The 13,989-nt window shown below is 32.9% G+C and carries 14 protein-coding genes; 9 read left to right on the top strand and 5 right to left on the bottom strand.

Going from position 1 to position 13,989, the window contains the following annotated elements; translation table 11 throughout:
- Positions 1 to 17: 17 nt before the first annotated feature.
- The 4 genes from WKH56_RS09235 to WKH56_RS09220 all read left to right on the top strand — a co-directional run bounded on the left by WKH56_RS09235 (position 18) and on the right by WKH56_RS09220 (position 3,895).
- Positions 18 to 1,004 (top strand): GIY-YIG nuclease family protein, encoded by a 987-nt coding sequence (locus WKH56_RS09235; RefSeq protein WP_342835401.1) that lies wholly within the window; start codon positions 18 to 20, stop codon positions 1,002 to 1,004.
- A 134-nt stretch (positions 1,005 to 1,138) separates the two neighbouring features.
- Positions 1,139 to 2,206: a hypothetical protein gene (locus tag WKH56_RS09230; RefSeq protein WP_342835400.1), complete on the top strand. Its 1,068-nt coding sequence runs from the start codon at positions 1,139 to 1,141 to the stop codon at positions 2,204 to 2,206.
- Positions 2,207 to 2,233: 27 nt separating this feature from the next.
- Complete coding sequence (locus WKH56_RS09225; protein ID WP_342835399.1) at positions 2,234 to 2,647, top strand: hypothetical protein; 414 nt, start codon at positions 2,234 to 2,236, stop codon at positions 2,645 to 2,647.
- Positions 2,648 to 2,923: 276 nt separating this feature from the next.
- A complete protein-coding gene (locus tag WKH56_RS09220) occupies positions 2,924 to 3,895 on the top strand; it encodes a DNA adenine methylase (RefSeq protein ID WP_342835398.1) in 972 nt (323 codons plus the stop codon).
- 63 nt (positions 3,896 to 3,958) lie between these two features.
- Here the strand turns inward: WKH56_RS09220 and WKH56_RS09215 are convergent, their stop codons facing one another.
- From WKH56_RS09215 to WKH56_RS09205, 3 genes are all read right to left on the bottom strand, one after another.
- On the bottom strand, positions 3,959 to 4,432 hold the full coding sequence (locus WKH56_RS09215) for a hypothetical protein (protein ID WP_342835397.1): 474 nt from the start codon (positions 4,430 to 4,432) through the stop codon (positions 3,959 to 3,961).
- A gap of 157 nt (positions 4,433 to 4,589) precedes the next feature.
- Positions 4,590 to 5,018, bottom strand: coding sequence for an IS200/IS605 family transposase (gene tnpA, locus WKH56_RS09210; RefSeq protein WP_342835396.1), 429 nt, complete (start codon positions 5,016 to 5,018; stop codon positions 4,590 to 4,592).
- Positions 5,019 to 5,140: 122 nt separating this feature from the next.
- Positions 5,141 to 5,494 carry a hypothetical protein gene (locus tag WKH56_RS09205; protein ID WP_342835395.1) on the bottom strand — a complete coding sequence of 118 codons (354 nt, stop codon included), beginning with the start codon at positions 5,492 to 5,494 and terminating at the stop codon, positions 5,141 to 5,143.
- A 205-nt stretch (positions 5,495 to 5,699) separates the two neighbouring features.
- Between WKH56_RS09205 and WKH56_RS09200 the strand changes: the two genes are divergently transcribed.
- A complete protein-coding gene (locus tag WKH56_RS09200) occupies positions 5,700 to 7,160 on the top strand; it encodes a hypothetical protein (RefSeq protein ID WP_342835394.1) in 1,461 nt (486 codons plus the stop codon).
- Positions 7,161 to 7,271: 111 nt separating this feature from the next.
- A complete protein-coding gene (locus WKH56_RS09195) occupies positions 7,272 to 8,432 on the top strand; it encodes a hypothetical protein (RefSeq protein WP_342835393.1) in 1,161 nt (386 codons plus the stop codon).
- Between the two features lie 25 nt (positions 8,433 to 8,457).
- Here WKH56_RS09195 and WKH56_RS09190 read toward each other — a convergent pair whose 3' ends face one another.
- Positions 8,458 to 10,965, bottom strand: coding sequence for a VgrG-related protein (locus tag WKH56_RS09190; RefSeq protein ID WP_342835392.1), 2,508 nt, complete (start codon positions 10,963 to 10,965; stop codon positions 8,458 to 8,460).
- Positions 10,966 to 11,235: 270 nt separating this feature from the next.
- Here WKH56_RS09190 and WKH56_RS09185 point away from each other — a divergent pair, with 270 nt between their 5' ends.
- From WKH56_RS09185 to WKH56_RS09175, 3 genes are all read left to right on the top strand, one after another.
- A complete protein-coding gene (locus tag WKH56_RS09185; RefSeq protein WP_342835391.1) occupies positions 11,236 to 11,880 on the top strand; it encodes a hypothetical protein in 645 nt (214 codons plus the stop codon).
- A 170-nt stretch (positions 11,881 to 12,050) separates the two neighbouring features.
- The gene (locus tag WKH56_RS09180) at positions 12,051 to 12,335 is read left to right on the top strand and encodes a hypothetical protein (protein ID WP_342835390.1); all 285 of its coding nucleotides are present in this window, start codon (positions 12,051 to 12,053) and stop codon (positions 12,333 to 12,335) included.
- Between the two features lie 242 nt (positions 12,336 to 12,577).
- Positions 12,578 to 12,865: a hypothetical protein gene (locus WKH56_RS09175; protein ID WP_342835389.1), complete on the top strand. Its 288-nt coding sequence runs from the start codon at positions 12,578 to 12,580 to the stop codon at positions 12,863 to 12,865.
- A gap of 564 nt (positions 12,866 to 13,429) precedes the next feature.
- On the opposite strand, the gene WKH56_RS09170 is transcribed toward WKH56_RS09175, so the two are convergent.
- On the bottom strand, positions 13,430 to 13,870 hold the full coding sequence (locus WKH56_RS09170) for a hypothetical protein (protein WP_342835388.1): 441 nt from the start codon (positions 13,868 to 13,870) through the stop codon (positions 13,430 to 13,432).
- Between the last annotated feature and the right edge of the window lie 119 nt (positions 13,871 to 13,989).

Raw genomic sequence — 13,989 nt, 5'->3', positions numbered from 1 at the left:
ATACGGAGGAAATTGAAATGTTAAAAGAAAATAGCGGTAGAAGAGTACATACTTGTTTTTATGATGACAACAATCCGAATGGTATTAAAATTGTCGAGATGCGTAATTCTAACATTCAGGCAGTCTTTATACCTAGACCGTTATTGCATCAGCTAAAAGACGAAGAAGAGCTTAAAAGACCGGCTATATACTTCTTGTTCGGAAACGGAAGAGAAGCTTATATTGGAGAAGCAGCAAAAGTTTATGACAGGCTAAAACAACACGCTAGTCCAAGCGGTAAAGAGTTTTGGGAAGTTGCAGTAGCCATTGTTGGGAAAAATTCATCAAACGATTTAAATAAGATGGATGCTCAAAACTTGGAAAATATGGCTTACCTTATCGCGATGGAAGCGAACGTTTATAATTTAAACCAAACTATTCCGTCATTCCAGGAGATAGACCAATTCCATATAAATGAACTGAATAGAATTTTCGAGGACATTAGATATTTATTAGGTTCTTTAGATTTCCCGCTTTTAGGCGAAGGACATACGAATAAAGAGGAACAAGATGTTCCTGCCAATATTGTTGTTGAAGAAGAAGTAGCTGTAAATACATATACTTCAAATGAAGCAGAAAGAACTGCAGTTCAAACGGCAGTACTTCCTGAAAGTAAACCGTTAGCCGACATTACTTTCTATCTTTCTAATAATGACTCAAAAGGCATTGGAAAGAAAATGGATGGAAAGAGTTTCTTAGTGTGTAAAGGTTCAGTTATGGGCGATTTTACAACAACAAATTTCCCTGAAAATTTGAAAAAAACTCACGAAGATAAATTTTACGATCTCTTGGCATCTGGTGTAATTGAGGAAAAAGAAGACTGTTACGTGTTTGTAGAAGATTATCTTTTTGATACAGTGTCTGCAGCAGGGAACTTTGTTGCCCGTACTAGAACCAGCGGTCCTAGTGTATGGCGAGACATTAATGGTAAAAAGTTAAAAGATTATGATGTTCAGTCAGCTTAATTGTTACATTTGAAAATTTCATAAAATGTAAGACCACTTTTATTAACTAAAGGTGGTCTTTTTTTATTTTTAGAATATCTCCACGTTTTTTTATAAGCGAGTATACTCAAAAAAAATTACGGAGGTAATGCACTTTGAAAAGAATAGCACTTGTAACAAGTTCTAAAGCAAGGAAAGAAAAACCAACAGTAGCAAAAAAATTCTATCAAGGTTCTTATAATCACTGGGTAAATAAAATTATTAAGTATATTGAAAAACGGGGTATGGAAGATGCTAGTTACTTTCTTAACTTTGATGGGCAGCGAATTATCTCTTTTAATGAGGTTATTAACTACTACCCAGTAAGTGAAAAAAGAATTACTGCGGATGAAAAAAATACTTTTGCATTAAAGATACTTGATTTTTTATTGAGATTTAAAGAAAAGCCATTTATAGAACTTCATACAGGTAAAGACATTTCAGTTTCTCTTTGCAAATTACTGGATGAGTATGGATTTTCCTATAAAATTTATGCTGAATCTGTACCGCTAGGCAAAAAACCTGGAGTATACGAGGATTTAATTGAAAAAGAAGATCAAAAGCTTAGAGCAAAAGAAATTAAAAGAGGACGTTTGCGATTAGTGAACTCACTTGAATATCAAACACCTGCCCAAGCAGAAATGGCTATCAAACAATACGAAACAAATCCGGCTATTTATGAACCGGAAGTAGTTGCAAGCTTTGAAGAGCTAAAAGCTTATCGTAAAAAGCACTATAATCGCAGCAAAGATATGCGTAAAGCTCTTAATGAGTTTGAAGATGCTCTAAATCTACATATCGATGGAGAAGAGCTCCAGGAATTCATTCAAGAAGCAGAAACCTTACAAGGTCTTTATAAGGAAGATTCTAGATATGAATACTTTAATAAAAAGTTTAATAAAGAGCTTTCTAAATACGAATACTACAAAATTAAACAAGGTTATGTAGTAAACGCAGAATATCGTATTCACACAATTATGCATCGTTTGAGCATCTTATTAATGAAGAAGAATGCCACAAAAACAAAGGCTGTTAAAGGTATTACTTCTACACGGTCAATTCCTTCTATTAATACAACGTTTCAACCGGAAAGACCAAAGAAAACAATTAAAAACGTTAACGGAAGGAAAGAAAGAAAAGGTGCTAAAAATAACAAGACAAAGATGCTAGACGGGGTTTCATAATAATTACTTGTAAAGGGGAGAACGCAGTTGTATACAGCGCTATATTTCTATGTAGGAGACTTTTTCGACTTCATTAATGATGAAGACAGAATTAAAATTCAACTCGATGAAGAGGAAGTCAAAAGCTTAGAAGACATAAGTCTAGAATTTAGACACTTCTTCAAAAAAAGTAACAAAGAAGGCGAAATTAATATTAAGGACACGAAAAAGCTATATGTGCTTATGCCTTTTGGTCAAAAGCGTCCATCAGGTGCTTATATGATGTTAGTCAAAAAAGGAAGAGAAGAAGAAGCAAAAACAAAAATGGTAAAAACTATTTTTAAAATTGTAAACGAAAAGTATGAAAAAAATTTATCAGATGATCTTTATAAAGAAATTCGAGACAAATTAGAAGCTTTCATTACAAACTTAGCCGCTAAAGCTAAAAAGAAAGCAGTATAAATATAAAGGAATGATTTTAATGAAGTGGATAGATAGATTGTTTAGAAAACCTCAGTAATTAAGGTGCGATAGAGGAACTTGAAACGATACACTTTGAGGGAATTGTATTGAGCTATTTTAAGTTTGTGTCCAATGAGGCCACCTCTGCTGACGTCCCGACCGGGAAGAGTAGCGCCCAGCTTACCCCTTGTAACTGTAAGTAGGGAAGGAACAACAATAGAGTTCCGCCTCCATCCGATTGTATAAATTAAATCGGAATATGGAGAGTGTTTTCTAATGACAAACTTACTATTAAATAATGATATCGAAATTTCAAATACATTTGAACAGCTAGTAGAAAGCCCTGTAAAACGAGTGAAAGGTATTCATTCACCTATTCGTTGGTTCGGTGGCAAGTATTATCTCGCTAAGGAACTTATCTCTTTAATGCCTAAACATCATTGTTATGTAGAGCCATTTGGGGGAGGTGGTCACGTTTTGACACAAAAAGAGCCTAGCAAGGTGGAAGTTTATAACGATTTGGATGAGAATTTAATAAACTTTCTATTAACGCTTAGAAGCTCTCGAGAGGAACTGCTGTCCGCCTTAGAATCCTTACATACTAGTCGTAAACTTTTTAACCAATGGTCAAAAGAACCTTTACCTGAAGATTCTTTTGAAAGAGCTGTACGGTGGTACTACAATCTTCGTCATATGCTCATTCCTAACAATTCAGAAATCCGAAGTGGTTTTAGATCAGGAAAGAAAAAGAGCGTAGCAGTAGACTTTCAAAATTCCGTTGTTCGCTTACAACAATTTGAGAAAAGACTGCGCACTGTAAATATTGAAATGCTGGATTTTAAAGACTGTATTCGTAGATATGATTCTGAACAGACACTTTTCTTCATTGATCCACCTTACGTTGGACGTGAATCTATGTATAAGGGTGGATGGACAGAGGACACACATCGTGAATTGGCTGAACTACTTCGCAACATTAAAGGTAAAGCACTTGTAACGTATTATCCTGATTCGCTAATCGATGAAATTTATAAAGGGTGGAGAAGACACGAAAAAGAGGCTTATGTCGGCACTGTTGCGCGAGGAGAAGGTCATAAGAAAAAGAAAGAAACAGAGCTGTTTTTAATGAACTATGATGAAAATCATAATAAAATTAGTTTTGAACAGCATTTAACTGTACAACCAAAAGTAGAAATTGACTTATTCAATTTTGGTAAAGAAGAGGAGACCCAATTAAGTTTCTTCTAAAAATAATAAAGCAAAAAGCACTTAAGAAATTTTCTTAAGTGCTTTTCTTATTATGTATTTAATTTAAAACGCAGCATCGTTAGGATTATTTGTATTCTTTTTTGGTGGTTTTGGTTGCTTCCTTGAAGCTTTGCTAGCAGATGCCTCTGCTCTTCGCTGGCGTCTTGCAGATTTTCTACCTTTAGCTTCAGCAATTACAAAGTTCTCTTGGTTACAATTTGGGCAGTAATGATATTTACCATAGTAAATGTATTCGCAACTATCGCACTCTATATCCATTGTGTACACACTACTTACTTTACCGTTAATTACCCATTTATTAAACTGCCATACTATAAACAGGGCATAGAAGCCATAAAAATAATAAAAGTGTTTAACGTGTGCCTCGTGCGAAGTATCGTCACTTATTAATCCAGAGTCATAATCCATATAATAAGTAAACGATATAAACGCCAGCATAAGTATGGCATTCGTAAAGAAACGAAGCTTTGGATACCTTATTTCACCAACAAAATAACTTGCTATAAATGACAACATAATTTTATACCTCCGCCAACATCCTTAAAACATCCGTAAATTTTAGCTTAAACAATCTTTGAAATATAATCTTTGTGGAGGAAAGTACTTTACAGCGGTTTAAATTCTTTAGCCAAACTAACTATTAGTTAAATGAAGTTTGAATAACACAAAAAATCTATTGTTTAGTTTTTTTGAACTGTTTCTTTATATAATCCTCTACAGTCTCTTCCGAATAGTTGCCTATAGTTTGTATATAAAAATTATTAGTCCATAACATTCCTTTCTCTAGTTTTTGTTTAATATCTGGAAATTTCAAATAAATTTTTCTACCGGATATTCCTTTTAACATTTTTACGATGTAAGAAGGTGCGATCTTAGGATGAGCGGATACTGTCACATCAATATAGTTTTGATTTAAAACTTTTACGCTATGTACAATAAAATCTTTTTCATTAGCTATTTGCCTTAAGACATCCTGTATAAAGAGCTCAATATCATATTCAAGAACGCATCTTCCATCGTGTACAGTCCAAATTAAACGATACATCATTTCATAAACACAAGTTCTAGCGCTAATTACACCCGACTCTGTAAATTTTTCCATACATATAGTATAAAAAAACTACTTATTAAAAGCAATATAAAAGTAATTTTGGACTTACATATAGTTGTTTATGCAGTGAAAAAAATATTGAATAAAAGACATTCAATATTTTTTGAAATAGCTTATAAACCAAAAATACCTAAGAAAATTCTTATAATTGCATATACAGAAGATAGAAGCAAAATAGTTATACCCGAACCAAGCACTAATGACTTTCCGGATGTAGCTAGTTTAATATTTGCTCCGGCCATCATCATTAATGCACCACCAGCAATAATTGGTAGCAACATTGTTGCAAGACCTATTTTAATCCACGCGTCCATTACTTCAACTATTTGTGTTTCTACCGCTGCTTTTAATTTTGCGTTTGCAGCTTTACTACCGCTATCTGCTAGAACAAACAGCGGCGAAGAAACAAATAATATAAATGTATTTAAAACACCGAAAATAATAAATTTAAGCTTGTTAATAATCATTTCACTCACCTCACCTTAGTAACTACATAGCCTTCTATTGAACAAAAGATATGTAGGCACAAAATGTAAAAATAAATTAACGTTTTTCACTGTCTATATTTTCAACGATATTCTAAGAAAGTCAAATAGACTGTCAAATTTTCTTGTGCTTTTTATAAAATCCATTATTATATTAAAAATCTTATATTTAATGGAGGTGAAGTATTTGTTTAAAAAAACATTATTTATGCTCTTGTCGTTTTTTATTTTCTTTAGCGCTGTTGGGCCTCCGCTTGTGACGGTATATGCCAAAGAAGAAGCAGTTACATCCAAAAAGTACGGAACCCAATTTATGGGGAAACTTGCTTTTGATAAAGATAGTTGCTCTGAATCATACAACAAGTTCTATACGAAGATAAATGATATTCAACAAGATAAGTTTAAATTTGATGGTGATGATGAAGTATCTGGATTGGCTGGGAAAGCAGTTGATATGCTTAATTCAATAATGATTTACATAGGAAATCTAGTTTCTAAATGGATCTTTGATGCTGCTTGCTACTTAGGATTTGCACCTTCTCAATTGTTGCAAGTAATGTTCTTCCCAGTTGTTCTTGAGAATTTTTCATTTATAGGTACTCTATCTAGTGTTGTTAGTACAATTAGTATTTTAGTATTAGGGATTGTAACCGTATTAGCAATATACGAGTTAAACCGAAAAGAGGGGACTATTGGAGAAGAAATTGTTTCGAAGGTAGGAATGTTCCTATTCGCCGGTGGAATGATAGCCTTCTCAGGGTATATATTGCAGGGTATATTTGATATAGCAAATGTATTAGGATACTTTGTGTCACATTATCAGGTAGATGTAAATATTGCAGGTAAGGAAGATGTAGTACCAGTGGACTTATTAAATTTTCCTACTATATTTTCTACGTACCTTGAATTTGCATTTGCCCCTGATGTACTTAATGAGATTCCTGGATTTTCTGTAGGATTATTGGGAGTTATGACACTCGTTAAGCTTATTGTAATAATATTTATGATTAAGGATTTACTTCAAATAGCTGTGTATGGCTTAAAAAGGTTAATTACATTAGTTTCATCAGCTATTTTAGTGCCAATACTTGCTGGTCTAATACCTTCTTACAAAACGAAAGATATTTTTAGTCAATACTTTAAAACTGTAGTTACTTCCGCTTTTGCCCCTGTGGTGTTTGGAATTATTTACTTAGCATCTGCGCCTTTTGTAATTAATGATATGGTAAATATGATTAGCGCACCTTTGTTGAAAGTATTTATCTTGGCGTTTTACTTAAATATTTTAACTGCTATCCCTGGGTATGTAGATCAATTACTAGGTTCGTATAATACTTTAGGAAATGGACACAAATTTGAAAGAGGGATGGCTAGAATGAATTTACCTGGTTTCTTTAAAGGTGAGGCTCAAGATATGCATCTTGCTACTCGTAATAAATACAAAGAAATTAGGGCAGCAGACGCTAAGTCTGGTACAAAAAGAAGTTTCGCAAACAGAGCGACAAGAGCATTTGCATCATCTGCTGCCAGTCATACAAAAAGCAAGATTACACGAGCAGGCTTTGGTCAGCAGTATAGCAAAGATAGGAAAGAAGCAGCAAAAGCAAATCGAGTTCAAAGAGTTAAAATTGAACAAGACGACAAATAAAAATAAAAAAGGATTTAAAGCAAAAAGAGCCCTTTGGCTCTTTTTTTTAGGAAAAAGTACATAAATGAAAAAAACAATTATAGTAAACATACTTTTTGGGGAGGTGAGCTAATGAAAACGATATTTAAAAATTTAACTGATCCCGATTATTTAATTAAACACAGTCGAGTCATTGGGTTAATTATAGGAGGGGGATTAATAGTTTGTTTGCTCGTGATTTTCATATTAAGCGCAAAGGAAAGTGCAAAACCAGCACCTGTAAGCAAAGATATTGTAAAAGAAAAAGTAATAAAAGAAGCAGAAATAGAGGCAAAAGCGGAAAAAGAACAGCAGGCGACTATTTTAAATCAAAGTTTAACAAATTCTTTCGTGTTTGAAAAACTAACATACAAAACGCCTGACATTACTAAATTAAGCAATGCTTTTATTAATACAACGGATTTAGTATTAGACTCTTACAAAAACCACATATTATTTCAGACTGTTGAAAATGGTCTTTATACATACAATTTAGAGACTGGCAAAAAGAATGTAATTTCAGACGTATCTTTCTTACATTACCAAGAGGGAGATAAAATATATTATTTAGAAGTTCAAGATAAAATAGGCACAAGATTAATGGAATACGACATTGTTACTAAAGACAAAGAAGAAGTTAATAACTTTAGTTATGGTCAGAATATTGGTGGTGTAGCTAAAAGCGGGGGTGTAATTTATTACATATTAGTTGAGAAAGGCAAAAGTTACCTTACGGCAGTAAATATGAGCCCCAACAATGATATCTCCTACATACACAACTTAATGTACGAAATTCCTGCCGGAAGCTTCTTAAAACAGGATGGAAACGACGTTTATTTAATAAACAGTGCAGCCTACTATAAAGTTGTTCAAGGGAAACTGCAAAAATTAGGAGTGCTTCCCAATTATACAATTCAGGATACTAAGATATGGAATCATCAACCGCTAATCTATGCATATGACGAAAAAGCAAAGATATCAAAGGTCATTTACCAAGGTAAAGTTATACTTCAAAATAACGATATATTTGATATGTATCCAATTGATGACACGTATTTGTTAGCAAATGTAAGAAATAATCTAATGATTATTAATAAGGATACACTTACAAATAAAGTAGTATCTAAAAACGCAAATAATGCAGCGGTAGTTGATGGAAATATTATTTTCTCCCAATCCGTAGAAACAGGCGATGTCTCACCAACTTATGAATCAGAAGGATCCGGATATTATTTCTATTACGAAAAGCAATAAAAAAAGAGAACTAAGTTCTCTTTTTTTATTGCCCTAACATAGCAAGGGCTTTTGCTTTTTCCGCTTTATAGCGAGTCGTATAAGGCCAGTGCGCTAATCTATAATCATACATTTTTGTTACAATTTCGGCATCACTCATATTTGTCCAACCAGTTCCAATGGCATTTCCCCAAGCTGTAACTGTGTTGTATCTATGTTGAACCGCATACGACCAAATCATTTCTTGAACTGCTCTTGATCTTGTATTAGCATCAAATCCATATTTCTTCTTTATCTTCTCATTAACAGGAGTATAGTGAGTAGCTCCAATAAAGTTATGTTGAGCTGTAGCAAATCCTTGTTTATCTGAATTATACAAGTTTCTCCAAGCAGGCTTAAAGGAACCAATTACTTTTGGTACTGGACCCAACACTTGATAATATTGGGGATAGTTGGCTTTCAAGTAATTCATAAAGTCGGTCATAGTTCCTGTAGCAACAGATATTTGATAAGTACCACATTGTAAACCGCCTTGTGCAGTATCCATTTCACATACCCCTGGATCTCCTGAACTCTCATATTCAGCACTTAACGTTCCCAGCATAGATAAATTTGAATAGCCCGGCATAGTTACTATTTTTCCGCTTAAAGCATCACTTTTCTGAGAAGGATATGCTTTCGCAGCTTTATCGCTTTCACTTTGATTTATTCCTGAAGAGAATGAGATATTAGCATTTCCAGCCGAAGGATCGCTAGAATCTTCACACGTAGGAGTAGGTGAGTTAGTAGAAACTTTTGTGCAGGTTCTAAACTCAAAAGGCTTATCTTTAAAAGTTGCTCCTAGTAGTATCGCTTGAGAAACGGTAGCGTCTTTTATTACTAAAACTTCTTGAAGACCCTTAATTTCTACAAATCCATATGTAGGGCTTTGTATTACTACTGTATTACCGCCACTTTCGTCTTTGTATGTCCCAACCACTTTACCTCCAATAGGTGACCAAATAGGAATGGAGGCTGTTGTTTTCATTACAATTCCTTTTGAAAGAGAACCATCTTCTAGTTTTTCTCCGTATTTTGTTTCAATTGTATATGTTCCGTTTGCAATTGGGGAAATAAATGTTGGGGCAGTCATTCCACCGGAGGATAAATCTTGTGCGGCAACGTATTTTTCAAATAAAAATTCTAAAATTTCCTTCATAACTGGTTTAAATTGCTTTTGCTTTTTGTAAAGGCTAATTTCACCATAAGAGTATAGTATGTCTTCAGGCTTTTGAAAAGCAATCGTCTCGCCGTTGTCAGTTTTCTTTGTTTTTGAGATTGTACCTTGTAGTTTTTCCGGAACAATTTCCATACCAGATAATTTTTTGACCTGAGCACAAGGTTTAGGACCACCGAAAATTTTTTCGAAAATACCATCTTTACTTTCATCACCAATTAAAAAGCATTTTTGTATTTCCCAGCGGGCTAATTTCATATACTGTAAATTTGTCCATTTGTCGTCGTTGGCTCGTTTATTAATATCAGGATCACTATAGGAATGATTCTTTATTAATTTTTTCATCGCTTTAGCCAATGTCCACGTTTTACCTAAGTTTGATTTTTTCTTTTCTTCTGCATCTAAATCACTCTTAGTGTAAAATACCATTTCTGTGTCGTCAGCTTGTTGTAGAGCTAGTAAATGTACATAAGCTTCCGAAACATCGCCTTGTTCAGCACTACCAGACATACCAGCACCAGTGACACTAGAACCCATTCCATCTATCTTTAATCCTGTTAATTGAGCCGCGTGTAATCCTTTTGTTTCTACAGGCTCTACGTGCCAGTTTTCGCCCTCAACGGCTTTGTAAAGTCCAAAGGGTGCTAGAGCTGAACTAGGGAGCTGTTGCGGCCAACCTGAAAGGTCTGCTGCATAACCGTAATTATGCCTAGAGGCTCCTGGAGCAGCCGCTTTATTAAAACCAGGTTTCCCAGCTTTATAACCTGCATACAAATATGCTTGTTTTTCAAAAGTACGAAATCCAGAATTTATTGGAACAGGCTTACCGTATGCTTCACCAAAAGCTGCTAATCTATTAAGGAATCCTTGATTTAATCCTGCCGTTTCACCTTTTATCCATTGTGAGGGGTTCGCAGTAGGAACAGTAGTTGTACTAGCTTGTTGAGCTTCTACTTCTTCGTTCGTTTCAATAGGTTTAACGCTATCTTCGGCACCCCTATTCTCAGTTGCAGTCTTATCTACTTTAGAGTCAGCTTGAATATTAAACCAACCATAGTTTTTTCCTGGACTGCTAACACTCGAATTTGCACTCATTCTGAGTTGAACCATTCGTTCAGACACATCTTTCAACATTCCAATTGTAACAACGTCTTCCTTTTTTCCAGTGTCATCATCACAAGAAAGGATAGGACAAAGCAATGAGCCAAATAAGCTAAAGATTAAAATTAAAACCGAGACAATTAAAACAGCAGCTATAATAATTATATTTTTAAAAAGGTCAGAGTCTTTGACTTTGTTCTTAGCGTATTGTTTAAACAACTTCCAGAGTGCTTTCACAGCGTATTTTAGAGCTATAGGCAAATCATCACCTACTTTCATTTTAAAATTTTTCTAATTATAAATGCAGAATGTAAAATTTCAATAAAAAAGAGTTTCTATTCACTAATCTTAGTAAAAATAGAAACTTTACTATGTAGGCTTTATAAACCTTTCAATAACTTAGATACTTTAAAAATTGACTTTTATAGCAAAGTAAATAAAATTTCTACCATTGCACGGAAGTCTAATTTGAACTTTAATTTTTCGTATCGTAGGTGGTGTTTAAACTTGGAAGAAAAAGTGTGTGGTAGGTGTGGAGATGAATTAAAAGATACTAATAACCCCTTATGTAAGAATTGCCAAGAATATATTGATAAAGCTATTCAATTAATTGAAACTGATCCAGCTGTAGATAAATATTACGCTGAAATAGAAAAGGAGCAACAAAAAGCGGAAATAGTATTAGAAAAATTAAAATACAAGTATTACAACGGCGAAAACAGCAATAAGGCCGCATCTGTACTTAAAAGCACAGGTAAGGGTTTAAAGAAATTATACAAATTTAACGTTTTAGAATTGGGAATTAACGCTACTAAGAACCTTCTAATGGGCACAAAGGGAGAGCGGGAAGAAGTAGAAAAGCATCAATCAGAGGAAGAGTTGTTAATTCAGGAAATTATGGAATTAGAAGAATTTATTGATACAGATCCTATAGAATTTGTTATCTATGATTATATTCTTACAGATGAGGAAAAAGGGTTAGGAAAAATAGAGGAAGAACAAAAAGAAAAAAACCCGAATTTTTTAACTGAACCTGTTAAGAGTTTTACCAAAGAGAAGTTTAATAATTTGGATAGAACAGTACAACTGAGAATAGCCATCGTTATAACAGTAATATTAATGTTGCTTTTTATAGGAATTTCTTTAATATAGCAAGCTTCTAATAAACTTCATTTGAAAATATTGAAAAAAACTCTTTTTTCAATATTTTTCGTTATAATGCTGATAATCAATAGGATTAAGGAGGCTTATATAGTTGAATTAGAAAAGATTTAATCAGTAGAACTTAAAACCAAAAATACAAAAAAAGGAATGGGATAATTATGAAATTTCTTATTAAGTTTTTATTAGTTACATTTTTCTTTGCTTTACCTGGTTATGTTGCTCTAAAATTTCTTGTGTTTAAAGGTGAATTAATTCAGATAGTTGCTGTATTATTTTGCGTAATAACTTCTTATATCGGTTATAGCTTTATATTCAGAGAAAGAAAAAGAGAAAAACAATATAAGCAACGCCACAATATTAATAATCAAGACCTTGAAGATGATTTGAATTCGTCTGAAAATCAAGAAACTAATAACTACAATCCAAATAGTGGTGCTTTTTAAGTCTTACTGTGTTAAAAAATAAACGATTAAAACGTAAAAAAGAATTCATTTGAAATGAATTCTTTTTCTTTCCTACATTATATATATTTGGAAAGGATAAAAGTGTACAATACTATTTATGAGCTTATTAACTTATTTTGGCTTATATAACAGCTTTTTTCTATTGCGAAATAGGTTAATACACATTTTTAGAAAAAGGAATGATTTTAGTTATGTTAGGAATAACAGGTGCCATTTACAGATTGTTTTGGTTTATATTTGCTACGTTTTTCTGTGCAATTCCAGCAATAAATGCTCTTATTAAAGCAGTTTATGGACAGCATAAAGAACACTACATTTCTGCAGGAGTAGGTGCAGTAATGGCTGCCGGGGCATATTTTATGTTTTTCAGAAGCCTCAAAAGATCAAGACAGTATAAACAGCGCCACAATATCGACAGCGAAGATACTGAATTTGTTAAACAAGAAGATGTAAGTTACTCAGAGCCTAGTAATCAAGAGAATTTTGATCCGAAAGGCGGAGCATTTTAATTAAAAGAATAAAAAATATATACATATATTATTGAAAAAAGGATTCACTCTATAGTGAATCCTTTTTTTATCAACAATGTAGGAATTCCGAAGAACTCAATAGACATATGCAAATAATAATATTCGTGTTCATAATAATATTATATGAACGTGAAAAGCCACCCTTGATTTAGGAAGAGGGTGGCTTTTCGGACGAAAATTTTATGGAATTTCTCCTCTATTATAAGCAAAAAATAACTTTTCTGCAAGATAATTTTTGTCACAAAAAGAAGCTCTTCTCATTGAAGAACCTCTTTTTGTGACATTATAACTTTACTACTATAACCGAATCAATAATATGGGATTGAACAAAATGAGAAAACTTTAATAATATGTAGATCAACGTCATCTGCTAGACTCGACAAAAAACATTATAAAACACATATAGAAATTTGTAAATAATTATTTTATATGAAAAACATAAATGACAACAAAGTATTATCGTTTATATAATGAAATAATGTATTTTAAATCGTAATTTTATTAAATAACAAAAGAAGCCAACTAATTAGAAGGCTTCTTTTGTTATACAGCTTTTAGTTCTATTGAGGAATTACTTTTGTTATTCATATTTAACAACTGATAATAGGCATTTTGATACCACTGTTCTTTTTTGCAAAAGCCAATAATGCTTTCAATTCGTACTTGTGCTTCATTAGCTCCAAGGAGGATGTGCAATGCGCCTTTGCAAGACACCATATTCTCAGAAAGAATTGTCTCCATAATGGAAGAATACAACCATATAAAAGATTTATCATTTAGTGTGTTAATTTGTTTTTGGATATACGTTATGTTGCTGTGATTATTTTCTAACTCAAGCAATGAATAGTTACCACGTTCAAGTTCAGTAGGGTAGCACTTGTCCATTTTCGTTACAAGATCAATATATTTATTTATATTAAATTCGCTATTATTTGCTTCTAATAAAGAATTAATTATTGTTTCTGTATATGCTGTTAGTGCCATTTTAACCCTCCAAGATTTCTATACGATTTTTATAGCTTAACATATCGTTTTTCTGTTTAAAATAAAAAACAGCAAAAAACATAAAAGGTACCAGTGATACAATTCAAATTAACTATATT

This window comes from Priestia sp. SB1 (assembly GCF_038898415.1).
This window is presented reverse-complemented; position numbering and strand designations above follow the sequence as displayed.